The sequence below is a fragment of the Chloroflexota bacterium genome, from assembly GCA_018648225.1.
GTDB lineage: Bacteria > Chloroflexota > Anaerolineae > Anaerolineales > UBA11858 > NIOZ-UU35.
Map to the genome: position 1 here is coordinate 1 of JABGRQ010000171.1, position 13,472 is coordinate 13,472.

Annotated in this window: 10 protein-coding genes and 1 other annotated feature; of the genes, 2 read left to right on the top strand and 8 right to left on the bottom strand. The window is 54.6% G+C overall.

What is annotated here, in order from left to right; all coding sequences use genetic code 11:
- Positions 1-105: 105 nt before the first annotated feature.
- The 7 genes from pheS to HN413_15705 all read right to left on the bottom strand — a co-directional run bounded on the left by pheS (position 106) and on the right by HN413_15705 (position 9,388).
- On the bottom strand, positions 106-1,167 hold the full coding sequence (pheS, locus tag HN413_15675; protein MBT3391838.1) for a phenylalanine--tRNA ligase subunit alpha: 1,062 nt from the start codon (positions 1,165-1,167) through the stop codon (positions 106-108).
- A 39-nt stretch (positions 1,168-1,206) separates the two neighbouring features.
- Positions 1,207-1,467, bottom strand: a binding site (T-box leader).
- A 77-nt stretch (positions 1,468-1,544) separates the two neighbouring features.
- Entirely contained in the window at positions 1,545-2,915 is a 1,371-nt protein-coding gene (locus HN413_15680; GenBank protein ID MBT3391839.1) for a hypothetical protein, read from the bottom strand.
- A 41-nt stretch (positions 2,916-2,956) separates the two neighbouring features.
- The gene (locus tag HN413_15685; GenBank protein MBT3391840.1) at positions 2,957-5,200 is read right to left on the bottom strand and encodes an Ig-like domain-containing protein; all 2,244 of its coding nucleotides are present in this window, start codon (positions 5,198-5,200) and stop codon (positions 2,957-2,959) included.
- 158 nt (positions 5,201-5,358) lie between these two features.
- Positions 5,359-6,240, bottom strand: coding sequence for a hypothetical protein (locus HN413_15690; GenBank protein MBT3391841.1), 882 nt, complete (start codon positions 6,238-6,240; stop codon positions 5,359-5,361).
- A 9-nt stretch (positions 6,241-6,249) separates the two neighbouring features.
- Positions 6,250-6,597, bottom strand: coding sequence for a response regulator transcription factor (locus HN413_15695; protein MBT3391842.1), 348 nt, complete (start codon positions 6,595-6,597; stop codon positions 6,250-6,252).
- A 98-nt stretch (positions 6,598-6,695) separates the two neighbouring features.
- Positions 6,696-8,711, bottom strand: a complete 2,016-nt coding sequence (locus HN413_15700) for a hypothetical protein (GenBank protein ID MBT3391843.1) — start codon at positions 8,709-8,711, stop codon at positions 6,696-6,698.
- Between the two features lie 14 nt (positions 8,712-8,725).
- The gene (locus HN413_15705) at positions 8,726-9,388 is read right to left on the bottom strand and encodes a response regulator transcription factor (GenBank protein ID MBT3391844.1); all 663 of its coding nucleotides are present in this window, start codon (positions 9,386-9,388) and stop codon (positions 8,726-8,728) included.
- 106 nt (positions 9,389-9,494) lie between these two features.
- Between HN413_15705 and HN413_15710 the strand changes: the two genes are divergently transcribed.
- Positions 9,495-10,013, top strand: a complete 519-nt coding sequence (locus tag HN413_15710; protein ID MBT3391845.1) for a DUF177 domain-containing protein — start codon at positions 9,495-9,497, stop codon at positions 10,011-10,013.
- A gap of 586 nt (positions 10,014-10,599) precedes the next feature.
- Positions 10,600-12,381: a methionine--tRNA ligase gene (metG, locus tag HN413_15715; protein MBT3391846.1), complete on the top strand. Its 1,782-nt coding sequence runs from the start codon at positions 10,600-10,602 to the stop codon at positions 12,379-12,381.
- A gap of 115 nt (positions 12,382-12,496) precedes the next feature.
- Here the strand turns inward: metG and HN413_15720 are convergent, their stop codons facing one another.
- Positions 12,497-13,243: a hypothetical protein gene (locus tag HN413_15720; protein ID MBT3391847.1), complete on the bottom strand. Its 747-nt coding sequence runs from the start codon at positions 13,241-13,243 to the stop codon at positions 12,497-12,499.
- Positions 13,244-13,472: the final 229 nt, after the last annotated feature.

The window sequence follows — 13,472 nt, forward strand, 5'->3', positions numbered from 1 at the left end:
GAAATGTCCTAGCTTACCCTGCTTTTGTTAATGTGCAAATGGATAAAGTCCAGCTAAGAAAAGATTTGAAATTCTTTGTGCCTTAGTGCCTTTGTGGTGAAATCCCTAAAATTGCTCCAAGAAACGCATATCATTCGCCCAGAAATAGCGAATATCTTCAATATGATGGCGCAGCATGGTGATGCGTTCTGGCCCCATGCCGAAGGCGAAACCGGTATATTGTTCAGGGTCGTAGCCGCCGTTGGTGAGTACGGTGGGGTGTACCATGCCGCAGCCCAAAATCTCCAGCCAGCCGGAATGTTTGCACACGCCGCAGCCTTCGCCGCCGCACAAGAAGCATTCAATATCCATCTCGGCGCTGGGTTCGGTGAAGGGGAAGTGCGAAGCCCGGAAGCGTGAGCGCACATTTTGCCCGAACATGCGGCGAGCAAAATCGCTCAGCGTGCCTTTCAGATCGCTGAAGGTAATCTCTTCGCCCACGGCCAGCCCCTCCACCTGGGTGAACTGGCTCTCGTAACGCGTGCTGACCTGCTCGTTGCGGTAACACATCCCCGGCAAAATAATACGCACAGGGGGTGGGTATTCAGGGTTCTCTGCCGAATATTCGCGCATCGCGTGAATTTGCCCGCCAGAGGTGTGCGTGCGCATCAGCATGGGGTTGTCGCCGCGCTCGTCGGCGGATTCAACGTAAAATGAGTCTTGCATCTCGCGCGCCGGGTGATGCGGCGGGAAGTTGAGATACTGGAAGTTGTACTCATCCGTCTCGACTTCGCGCGAGAGATAGACCTGGAAGCCCATATCGGCGAAGACGCGGTAAATTTCGCGCAGGGTTTGGGTGACGGGATGCAAACGTCCGCGTGGGATGGCGCGCCCCGGGAGAGTGACATCGAGCTTATCCTGGGTGAGGGAGCGCGTCAGCGCGGCCTCGGCGAGGGTCGCCGTTTTCTGAGTCAGTTCTGCCTCGAGGGCTTGTTTGACTTCATTGGCGGCGCGTCCCACTGGGCCGCGTTCTTCTTTCGCGAGCGCGCCCATATTTTTGAAGACATCCATAATGGCAGAACTACGCCCTAAATGGGCTACCCGCCACTGGTCTAGGGATGTTTCATCCTGTGTATCGGCAAGTGCGCGCAGCGCATCCTGCCTGATTTGTTCCAATTTGTCGAGCAACTTCCACCTCCGAAATTAAATAAAAACGCCCATCCCACAAAAAGGGACGGGAGTGATTTCCCGCGGTACCACCCTTGTTGGTCGCTAGCGCGACCCACTTGGTTCCAACGGCCCTGATCGGGCGATTGGCTTCCCGTATAACGTTGGGATAACGGCTCAGACTACTGGCGCATGGGCGCTTTTCCCCTGAGCGGCTCAGGAGGGAACTTCGGTCTGGTTCGGCCCGGCGGGGGTTTCAGCCTATGCCCGCGCCTCTCTGGGGGTTTCTGCAGATGTACTTTTCTCCGTCATTGCCTTTAAAGGTGTAGGACAGGTTATTTAACCCTGTCCTACTTTTTTAGTTGTTGAGTCCAATTATCTGCGAATTGGCGCAGGTGTCAAGGTTGAACCTGCCAGACATGCACAATGGAGCGTTCTTCATCGGCCAATGGCTCGACGATATACAGCAGGCCGTTGTCGGGGTCAAAAGCCGCCGCGGCGACGTGGTGCTTTTGCATTACGCCCTTGATGTGGTAGAGATATTCGTCAATATTCAGCGCCGCGTAGGGTTGCGGCTCCCAGGATTCCATTGTGCCCTGGGCTACGGCGGCGAGATCGGCAGGATTGTAGAATACTATTTGGGCAACAAATTCACTACTCCACCAGCCGCGTTCATCGCACTCCAAGCAGGGGCCATCCGGGTTGCCATACCAATATTCACCCAGACCCTTGTTGCCCACAAAAATCACGGCCGACTTTTCACCCGCTGCGAGCCAGGCTGCTCCGGTCCATTCATCGGAATGATGATAATTGTCCAGGGTAATACCATTTTCGACAATAACATCCTGATACAACAACAAGGGTGTGGCCGGGAGCGTGCTGCCTGCGGTGGGCGGGTTGCCGCTTTGCCAGGGAGCAATTGCAAAGAGCGCCGGACCTTGCCCGCTCTGACCACCGTCGCGCATGCGCCCGGTCGCCAGCGACATGCCGCCGGTGTACGAATCGGCCCAATATTGTGGGATCGGGAAGATATAATCGCCGGTGACGTAATTGCCATAGTCGGCGATTCGCCAGGCGCCCGCAGTTTGCGGATTGCTGAGATCGAGAGAGGCCCATCCGTGTGATGGATTGGTTGCGCCTTCATCGAGATGCGGCGCCCACGCAAAATAGAGTTTTCCTGCGCTTTGTTCGCCCTGTGCAGGCAGATAGGCCAGACCAACACGCGGTAGTTCCAGATCATCAAACAGGCCGCCGCGAATATCGGCAAAGGGCTGCAAGGTTGCCGCGGTATTCAAATCTTCTATATTTTTCGTAGGGGAAATTACCGGCGCAGGAATGCTGATTTCAGACACAAATTGATTCCAGTCGTGGCCGGTGCCGAAGAGCGAACCGGGGAAACCATCGCTTGCACCATCGGGATCGCCCTCGGGGTAGTAGGCTAATGCAGATGACCAATTACTCCACGCCCAGCCGATTTCGTCGGGGGCATCGGCTGGCAGGCGGAAAGCGCCCAGATAATCCAGGTCTTCGGGCTGGATCAGGTCTGCGGGCAGGGTTTGCGGCGGTGCAGAGGCCATAGTTGGCGCGTCGAAGGAAGCGGCGGGCTGCGTGGCAGGCTGCGCTGCGGGCGGAGGTTCGGTAGCGTTCAGGCTGGTAAAGTTGCAGGCCAGCAGACTGAGCAGGAAAATTACAATAAAGGCGTAGCGAAGTTGTTTGTGCATGGTTTGCTCCTGTTCGTAGACAAGCTCATAAGGAAACCAGGAAGCCATGAAATTTTTCCTACTTTCATGGCTTCCTGATAAAAAACGGTTTACGGGCCGGATGGCAGGATTTCAATGGTGACAATCAGATCCATATAGCCGCGCTCATCGCTGATGACATATTCGCTGTTAATTTGTCGCGATCCGGCGACTGCAGGACTGGTGATTTCACCGGAGAAAAGGTTAAACCACATGCCATCGGGGTCTGTTTCATAGATCCATCCGCCAAAGCTGAGGTCGTCATCCGGGCCGAAAGGAACTTCGACGACGTTTGTCGCCGGACAATGGATGAGTGAGCGATCTCGGTCGCTCATGCCTATGACAACTTCTTCGCCGCATTCATCAAAAAGCATCGGAATGGGATGGTCGTAGTTATCTTGGAGGCAGACGCCTACCAGGTAATTCCAAATTGCGCGGTAGGCAGTATCCAGACGCAAGCTGACATCATCACTGCCTGTGGCCCAAAAAGAGCCGCCAATGGGGCCGGTAAAACCCTGGCAATATTCACGGCCATAATCTTCAGGAAGATTGTAAGTGCGCAATGTTTGGAATGTGATGCGGGCAATGGATGGGCAGGGTTCGCCTTCGATGACCCAGGTGTTGCTTAGTGGCGACTCGCGTTCAGCCGAAAACCCTCCGCTGATGTCGGTGGCTGTGACCTGGATTTCGCGGGTTTCGCCGCACGCGGGCAGGTAATCGTCAATCACGATGGAGTTGCGACTCTTATCGACAAAGCGGGTGCGCGCGCCATCGATATAGACAGCATAGCCGCTGATTTCGTCGAGATTGCCATCCCAAGCCCAGACCAGTTGTTGGCGTCCAAGCCAGAAGTATTGGGTGTGGATGCGCGGCGGTGGGAAAGCAGATTCATCACAAGATGGCGAACACAGGCGGTATTCAGCCGTGAAGGCGTGGCCGGCATCACCTTCTTCAGAGTGGATGGTGTGTACTTGTCCGAGCCAATCTTCGGGGCCATAGGATGCCTGGTGAAGGCCCAGATAATGCGATGGGGGCGAACCCGGCCAGCCCCAGCATTGCAGGCTGACTCGCATTTGTTGGCCTTCTCCGAGCCAGAAAGTGCGGCTGTTCGCGCCGCCAAATTGCTCTTCCAGGTTCCAGCGTCGCACGCCGGAGGGTTCAAAGCGGTAGTTTTCCCAGCCGGTGTCTCCGGCCAGTACGTAGCACCAGACCCATTCGTAGTCGTCGGAGGTGACTTCGAACGACAGGGCATCAAACTCAACCGAATAGACAGTTTCTTCCACGCCACCGTCAGGGATGGGGCCAAAGGGTACGCCGCCATCATCTTCGGGAGCCGGGTCTTCGGGCGGGGGGCAGTAGCCGTGTTCGGGCAGGCCAGCTTCATCCGGGCAGGGATCAATATCGTCGCTGGCGCCATCGCTATCGCTGTCGGGGATGTCCAGGCCCGGATCGCCGCCTTCAGGTACTGGAACGCCACCATCGGGAAGCGGAGCGCCGCCATCACCCGCGGGTTCAGCGGCAGGCGGAACCGGGCAGCCATCATCGCCGCTACCGGCTTCGTCGGGGCAGGCGTCTATAGCGTCGTGGACAAAGTCGCCATCGCGGTCAGGGCAGCCAGCCGAGGGGGCGGGGCCACCCTCTTCGGGGCAGGCATCATCTGCGTTGAGTACGCCATCCCCATCGAGGTCGTCCGCATCTGCTGCGGGGCAGCCACCTGCTTCGGCCACGCCGACTTCATCGGGGCAGGCATCTTCGGCATCGGCCACGCCATCCCCATCCGCATCCGGGCAGCCATCTGTGGCGGAAAATCCGGGTTGGTCGGGGCAAGTATCTTCGGCGTCGGGGATGCTGTCGTTATCCTGGTCGAGAATTTCGATCACTTCCACATCGACGCTGGCCTGGCTGCGTTGATTTTGGCTGTTGAAAGCACGCACTACTAAAGTGTGTGCGCCAGGGGTTGTGGGCTGCCAACTGGTGAGCAGCGGCAAGGGGGAGACCCCGCCGGGCAGGCTGCTGGTTTGGGCGTAGAGCAGTTGCCCGTCAGCCCAGTATTCGATGCGGGTGATGTTATTTTCATCACGCGCCAGGGCGCGTACGGTCACGCGCTCGCCGACGAGAAATTGGTCGCCATGTTGAGGCTCGCGGATGAGCACTACAGGGAGGGTGGTTTCTTGGGGAACGAAGAAGTAGTATCCGGCGAGGGCGAGTACGGCGGTGAAAGCGCAGAGGGTGCCGAGAATAGCGACAACAATGGGGAGTTTGCTGCGCCGTTTCGGCGGGTGGTATGTAGGGGCTTGAGCGTAATTTGCGTTCATATCAGACTCCTGGTGAGTTTGTAATTGAGTTTGGCAATTGCAGAAAGCGATTTACCACGGAGACACGGAGTTCACAGAGTTGTTTTATGAGCACGGAGAGAACTTTATTGAACCATACAAAAATCTCTGTGTTCTCTGTGTCTTTGTGGTGTGTTTTTTTAGTCCAAAAGGATGGCGAAGTTTGAAATGCCAGACCAGTCGCTGAAGTTGCCAGCGCCATCGCGAGCGCGCACCACCCAGCGGTAGCGCAAGCCGCAATCTACGGCGACATCAATTTGCTTTCCACTGATCGGCCCCCACTCGCCAGCATTTTGCCAATTGCCAGTGGTGACTTCTTTTTCGAGTTCCACAAAGTAGCCATCAATGCCGCTGGGATCACTTACGGGAGTCCAGGCCAGAGTTTGCGATGCCCTGCAGGAGAGTTCGAGGTTGTTGGCGGGCACTACGGGCGCAGGGACAGGCGGCGGCGCAGTATCGGCTGGAACGGGGGTGTTGGTATGGGTAGGTGTCCACGTGGGTGGATGCAAGGTAGGCGTGTTGGTGGGCGTAAATGTAGGCGTATGGGGGATTTCGGGCGTGTTAGTGGGGGTTTCCGAAATTTCGGGGGTGAAGGTGGCTGTGGGTGGGGGCAGTTCTTCAATGACTTCGACAACCTCCACAGCGGTTTCGCCAACTTGTACAGAAACCGTAGCCGGAAGACTGGCCAGGCCGTTCACATCGTATACGGTGACTTGCAAGGTATACATGCCGGGAGCCTCAGGTCGCCATTCCTGGTATAGTTGGTCAAAATCAGTGCCGGAGGATGGGTAACTGTCGCGGCGGTAGGCTTCTCCGTTGATCGTGAGCAACGCTTCGGCAAGACCATCACGCGCGTAGCCGTGCGAAAACACGCTGACAGGTTCGCCAACCGCGAGAATCTCACCCTCGATAGGGTAATCAATCCAGGCCCGTTGTGGGGCCGAATCCTCGGGGATGCAGGCTGTAACCCCCAGGGCGAGGGCCAATAGCATCAGGGTAAAAAGTACTTTTTTGGGGTTCATGGTAGCCTCCTAAGTGCCTTTCCATAATAAGACGGTTTCTAAATCAAGCTCATCTTTGGGGATAAAATCATCTGCGCCGACTTGCGCAGCAGCTTGCTCAAAGTTTTGATATGCGCTGACGAGAATTACTCGCAGGTGACCGGCTAAAGCCTTGAGTTGGGGTGTGCCTTCCAGCCCGCTGATACCCGGTAGCATCACATCTACTACGGCAATTTCCGGCTGAAATTGGCACACCATCGCTTTGGCCTCGGTGATGTCGCCCGCCTCCGCGACAACTTCCAACCCGGCGTGGGTTAGGAGTTGTCGAAGCTGGCGGCGAAATACAGGTTGGTCGTCTACAATCAATACGCTAGTCATAGTGAATACAGCATAGCAAAATACCGCGCCGCCTGCATCAGGGCGCGGTACTGTTTTTTTGTGTCAGACTCGGTACAAGGGTACTGGAAGATTACGATTTACGCGTGTTTCCACGCTACATCTACGCGCGTGCCTTCGCCTGGCTTCGATTCAAGCGACCAATCGCCCCCAATCAATTCAATGCGCTCACGCATCCCCACCAAGCCAAAATGATTTTGGGAGGGGAGCCCGTTGAGTGTGGGCGGCTTCGAGAAGCCGCGCCCATCGTCGTGGATGATGAGTTGAAGTTGATGTTCGTCTCCCCGCAGGTGAATGTTCACAGACGAGGCCCGGGCGTGTTTGCTGATATTCCCCAGGGTTTCCTGCGCCACCCGGAATAAATTCACCGCCACTTCGTCGGGGAGCTTGCTCAGGGTTATATCTTCCGGGGCATCAAAATGAACGCGGATATTATTTTGTTGGCCCCACTCATCGGCGTGGGCGCGCAAAGCTGCGCCTAACCCCAACGCATCCAGCATGGGCGGGCGCAGGTCGGCGCAGACTTGGCGCAATTCGCCCAGCAAGCCGCGCACTTCGGCGCGCATTTCGCTGATGGTTTCCCTGGGGCCAATGGGCCCCTCCCCTACAACTGGAGGAAGAGAACTTGTAGAAAGCAATAATCCTAATTGTATATTCAACCCTACCAACGTCTGGATGGGGCTGTCGTGCAGATCACGCGCCAGACGGGCGCGTTCATCTTCACGCGAGCGTAAAAGTTGGCGCTGCGCTTGGGCCAGCGCTTCGCGACTGATCTGAATTTCATCGAGTTGTGTTCGCAGGGTTTCGATGAGCAGCATGTTATTAATAGCGATTTCAGCTTGCCTGGCCAGGGTGTTAAGAATGCGATGGTCGTTTTCGGTGAGATCGCTGCCATCTTTGTGGGCGCTCACCGTCCATTGGGCGGGCACTTCGCTTTGGAATTTGAAGCGAAAACGCTCTTGCTGCGGCGGGGTGTGGGGGTATGTGGCGTTGGCCCGGCCGATCCACAGGTTGGCGCTGGCAAGCTGCATCATCTCTGGCACCTGACGCGTGAGTACGGCAAAAATCTGGCTGCGCTCGGTGCTGGCGGCCAGCGCATCGCTGACGGTTTCGACCACCCCTGGGTAATCGTACCACCCCCCGTAGAAGATTTGATCTGCCCAGCGTTGGACACGCATCCGCGCCCCATTGAAGGACCAGCCCACAAAAAGGGTTAATCCAGAAATGATTATCATTTGCAGCCCGATATTTTCTGGCATCAGCCGGTAGAGCAGCAAAAACGGTCCCAGGTAAAAGCCAAAAATTCCAATTGAAAGAATGGCATAGACCAAGGCGCGATTGAGCAGACGGTCAACGCCGAGCAGATCGCGGCGCGAGATGGCGTAGGCGTAACTGAGCGGATTGAAGATCAGCAGCAAGGCAAGCGCCCAGGTGGGCACGCGCAGTGAAAAACCAGCCAATGTGGGCAGCATATCGAAAAAGATGATGAAGGAAGTCGGCAGCGCTGTGCCTAACACGACCAGACGCAGGCGTTGGCGGTCGTCGGCGCTGGAGCGGCGGTAGTACATAAAAATGAGAATCCCCACTGCGAGCATAATCACACCAACGGTGTAGAGAATGCCAACCTGCCACCAGGGAGCCGCTTGCAGCCACCAGGCCAGCGCTGAGGCAGCGGCCAGTATGTATCCGCTTACCAAAATTCGCCGCCGCCACGGGTTTCCCCCCAGCCGCCGCGGAAAGCTGATGTGCAGGTGAAGCAGCAGCGGGCCGGAAAAGTGCAGCCCGGTAATGCTGACCGAGAGCGCAAAAAATGGGGCGTGGCGCGGGTCGGGGTACGCCAGCGGAATTAGCAGCGCCAGACCAATACATTGTGAAAGCAAAAAGAGCAGGCGCGCTTCCACCCGCTGGAACAGGCGCAAGAGCAATATCAGACCAATGAGCCAGTACGTCAGGGTTAGCAGCAGCGCCGGGATAATATTCGCCAGGTCAAGTTCCGACGCGCCTGCCTGCCATAATTCGTAACTCTGAAAAAGTGCAAACGCCGGTATCACCAGCGCCAGCAGAGTGAAAATTGCTTGTTGAATTCGTTGTTGCATTACAGTTTCTCGATTTACGGGTTTGCCCAACCCTCGCGGATGGCGTAGAGCATGGCCTCGGTGCGTGAATCGACACCCAGTTTGCCATAAATATTGCTAATATGATTTTGGACGGTGCGTTTGGTGATGACGAGTTGCGCCGCGATGGCGGCATTATCCAGGCCCTGGGCAAGCAGTTGCAGGATTTCCATCTCGCGCCGAGTTAGGGGTGATTGCGGTTGAGATGCTTTTTCTACCCCCAAAGTGGGCGGCTGCTCTCCGCGCACCGCTTGCCGGATGACTTTGCTGGCAACCGTGGGACTGAGCCAACTTTCGCCGCGGGCCGCGGCATGGACGGCGTGGGCTAAGGTTTCCAGAGCTTCATCTTTCAATACGTAGCCGGTGGCGCCGCTCTCCAGCAAGCTGAAGATCATTTGGGCATCATCGAGGGCGGTCAGCACCAATATGGCGGTGGAGACTCCCTGCGCAATCAATTGGCGTGTAACTTCCAGCCCGTTGATGTCGGGTAGATTCAAATCTAACACCAGCACATGGGGCTGTTTTGCGCGTACGAGCGTCAAGGCATCTTCGCCGTTGCAGCCTTCCGCAATGACGGTGATTTCCGGCGCGCTATTGAGCACAGTTTTCATCCCTGCCCGTACAATGGGATGATCGTCCACGATGATGACATTGATCATGACATAATCTTAGCTTAAGATTGGAGAATTGGCAAAAATCTTTGTGGATTAAAGAATCGCTGTGCTATAATGCCAGCACCCCATTCTTCCCCAAAAGGTGATAACAATGTCGAAACCTGATCTGGCCTTACTGCTTGAAGTAGGTTTTATTGCACACGAAGAAGTTGGCTACAGCCGAGTTTTTGATTTTGAATTTTCCCAACTCAGGCTGGATGCTGAACTGCTGGTAGAAAACTTGATTGGCGAAATACATATTTCGCGTACAGCCAATGGCCTGTTGACGCAGGCTCATTTTGAGGCGGCAGTCAATGCGATTTGCGGACGTTGTCTTGAAGCGATATCGCAGCCTTTGGCATGTAAATTTTCTGAACTATTCACATTGCCCAATAAAGCGGATACCAATACTGAAATGGTCTTGCCACATGATGGCAAAATTGACTTTGCCCCAATCTTGCGCGATTATATGTTGATCGAAGTGCCGATCAGTTCTGTGTGCCGCCCAGACTGTAAAGGGCTATGCCCTACGTGCGGGGTCAATCGCAATTTGGGAGACTGTGGCCACGCGGAAAGTTATATAGATCCGCGGCTCTCAGTGCTAAAATCACTTTTGGAGAACGATAATTGATGGCGCTCAAGGTTCGCGGCTTGACAAATTGAAGCGCCCCGTTTAAACTCATTTTTAGTATGAAAACACATACATACTTCCCCAATATGCAGGCTGCCATGCCGATGATGCGCATGATGATGTGCCGCGCCAGTAAGCAGGCAGCCTTTCAGGTGGAAAATTTGTACTAACGTTTTCGCAAAACCAACTTCAAAGGGCTGCCCCATCGGCAGCCTTTTTTCTTGTACAATTGATAACCAGCTACACAAACGTTTTATCGCGAATGCACCCGAATGGCACAAATTATACAAATGTGTAATCGTCAACACAAGCTTGAACACGCGTCATTCTGAACGGAGCGTAGCGGAGTGAAGAATCCCATAACCAGAATGTTGAAAAGTGCCAGTGCAAGTGATAAATCAAGCCGCTTCAAAGGGATTCCTCGCTACGCTCGCTGCGCTCGGAATGACCACGATGGTTTCGCTGTTCAAGCTACTATTGACCCATACACAAATTATACAAATGTTTTCGGAAAGCGCCGATTTCATTCGTGTCATTCGGAAAATTCGATCTCATTCGTGATAAATCTCGTCGCAGGAGGCCCTTTATGCCACAGAACATCTTAATCGCTATCGCCTGGCCGTATGCCAATGCTGAAATCCATGTGGGCAATATCACCGGCTCGCATCTGCCGGGAGATATTGTTGCCCGCTATCATCGCCTTAAAGGCAATCACGCCCTGATGGTCAGTGGCACCGATTCGCACGGCACACCGGTGACGCTGCGCGCCGATGCGGAGGGCAAACCCGTTGAAGAAGTCTATAAGGGATACCATGACGGCTTTCTTGAACTCTTTCAGGGGCTGGGGATTTCTTACGATCTCTTCACTACCACCCACACCCAGAATCATTTCAAGGTTTCCCAGAGCATCTTTCTGGCGCTGAAAGATAACGGCTTTCTCTACACTGAAATCCGCCCGCAGTGGTGTGCCACTACATCGGGAAAATTCTTGCCCGATCGTTATGTTGAGGGCACCTGTTATATCTGTGGCACCGAGGGGGCGCGCTCCGATCAGTGCGATGCTTGCGGCAATGTGCTGGAGCCGGAAAAACTCATCAACCCCCACGCCAAAACCGGAGACGCACTGGAATTGCGAGACACCGAGCATTTTTATCTCGATCTTTCCAAGCTGGAACCCGATGTGATCGATTTTTTGCGCCAGCGCCAACACTATATGCGCGATACCGTGCTCGGTGAATCGCTGCGCAAGATCGAAAGCGACGGCTTGAAACCCCGCCCCATCACCCGCGACCTCGATTGGGGCATCCCTGTGCCGGTAGAAGGTTGGGAAGGCAAATGCCTGTATGTGTGGTTTGAAGCCGTGATTGGCTATCTCTCCGCGGCCATCGAATGGGCGCAGGTGGAAGGCGACCCCATTGCCTGGGAAAACTGGTGGACGAACCCCGAAGCGCGAACGTTCCATTTCATCGGCAAAGATAATATTTTCTTTCACACGGCTTTGTGGCCTGCCGAATTGATGGGCGCAGGTGAGCGTTTTGTTGAGATCTTCACCGAGGAAAGCGGCAAAAAACTTACTGTGCCCTACGATGTGCCCGCCAACCAGTTCATGAATCTGGAGAAGCAAAAAATTAGTGGCAGCCGCAACTGGGCGGTGTGGGGCCGTGATGCTCTGACGCGCTACGACCCCGATCCACTGCGTTACTATCTCACCGTCAATATGCCCGAAAGCAAAGACACCGATTGGGACTGGGACGAGTTCCTGGCGCGCAACAACAACGAACTGGTTGCCACCTGGGGCAATCTTGCCAACCGCGTGCTATCGTTTGGTTACAAACATTGGGAGGGCGTTGTCCCTACGCCCCAAGAATTGCGCCCCGCCGACAAAAAAATCCTGGCAGTTATCGAAGCCGGGTTCCAAACCGTGGGCGAGTTGATTGAATCCGTCAAGTTGCGTGCGGCCCTCAGCGAGGCCATGCGTCTGGCTTCTGAGACTAATAAATACATCGACACCGCCGCGCCCTGGTTTGAAATCAAGAACGACAAAGCTGCCGCCGCGACCACCATCTATACGGCCATGCGCGCCATCGACGCGCTCAAAGTGCTTTTTGCGCCCTTCTTGCCCTTCACCAGCGAAAAACTACACACCTTTTTTGGCTATACCGCGCCACTATTCGGAGAGCAGGTTGTCGAGGCTCGCCAGGACAATCTTGGCGAACACACCGTTCTGCGCTATATTCCCAATAAAGCCACCGGGCGTTGGGAGAGCAGTCCGATTCAGTCTGGAAGCCCGCTTAATCAACCCGAACCGTTATTCCGTAAGCTGGATGCCAGTATTGTGGATGAAGAGCGCGCCCGTTTGGGGAAATAGCCTAAAAACAGAGCCTGATCATTTTATCAGGCTCTGTTTTTAGGTGGATATTCAGATCAGGCTCCGGGGTGGCGCGTCCATCTCCAGGGAGGACACGCACCCCGCGCGGGATGCGCTACGGAGCGTTGTTGTTGTAGAACCAGTTGTAGGCGAAATAGTAGGGGTAATTCGGGCTTTCCAGCCGAACAGCAATCTGATACGATCCCTTCAAGAAATCAGGGATGGGATATACCATATCATCCAGAACTCCATTTGCATCGGTATGTACCGTTTGCACAATATACCCGGCCAGACCTTGTGTGTGCATCCAGTTCAGACGCACCCAGAAAGTCTCATTGGGCGGGAAATTGCTGGGGGCAATTGTCACGTTTTTGTCTTGCTGCACCGCAGTAATTGCAAACGATGGATACCCACCATACGCGGGCGCGCTGGGCGCTGGGGCCGGACCGGCTACATTTGCGTTGTTGTTATAGAACCAGTTATACGCGAAATAACCTGAAGATTGCCCAACCATACGAATGGCGATTTGTCCCTGGTTATACAAGTAAGCGGGAACGGTATAGCGGACAACAATACTGCCCCCTGTATTGGAATAGGTAGTGGCTACTACCGTCCCGAAGCCTCCCGAACCCATATAACCCATCGTGACGGTGAAATTCTCGTTGGCAGGAAGGTTATCCGTGCGAATTTCAACCCAATTGTTTTGTGAAACTGCTGTAATCACAAAAGTCGGGTAAACGCCCGTCCCGGCGGGTTCGGCAGCTAATCCTGCATCCACTGTCGGGCCTGGAGCAGCGAAAACACTGGCCCCCGGCAATGTCAGCAGAACGGCTACCAGGATGATTGCAGAAAGATATTTCATAGAGCACCTCCTCACAATGCGCTTGCAATCAGGTAATTGGATTTTGTAAAGTTATCTGTTTGCCATCAGATTACTTTTTACAAATAGTAAACTTGAGAAACGGCGTGCTTGGTCTTGCTTCTCAGTTAATAGCATAGTAGAAAATGATGCCGATACAAGAGGACTTTCGTCTTATTCTTTTAAGATAGCTATAAAAAGTCCTTTTATGTATTGGAAAGTATCTGAAAAA

Coding starts and splice junctions, on each gene's coding strand:
- metG (MBT3391846.1), top strand. CDS start 10,600: ATGCCACAGAACATCTTAATCGCTATCGCCTGGCCGTATGCCAATGCT.
- HN413_15705 (MBT3391844.1), bottom strand. CDS start 9,388: ATGATCAATGTCATCATCGTGGACGATCATCCCATTGTACGGGCAGGG.
- HN413_15710 (MBT3391845.1), top strand. CDS start 9,495: ATGTCGAAACCTGATCTGGCCTTACTGCTTGAAGTAGGTTTTATTGCA.
- HN413_15680 (MBT3391839.1), bottom strand. CDS start 2,915: ATGGCTTCCTGGTTTCCTTATGAGCTTGTCTACGAACAGGAGCAAACC.
- HN413_15690 (MBT3391841.1), bottom strand. CDS start 6,240: ATGAACCCCAAAAAAGTACTTTTTACCCTGATGCTATTGGCCCTCGCC.
- HN413_15695 (MBT3391842.1), bottom strand. CDS start 6,597: ATGACTAGCGTATTGATTGTAGACGACCAACCTGTATTTCGCCGCCAG.
- HN413_15700 (MBT3391843.1), bottom strand. CDS start 8,711: ATGCAACAACGAATTCAACAAGCAATTTTCACTCTGCTGGCGCTGGTG.
- HN413_15720 (MBT3391847.1), bottom strand. CDS start 13,243: ATGAAATATCTTTCTGCAATCATCCTGGTAGCCGTTCTGCTGACATTG.
- HN413_15685 (MBT3391840.1), bottom strand. CDS start 5,200: ATGAACGCAAATTACGCTCAAGCCCCTACATACCACCCGCCGAAACGG.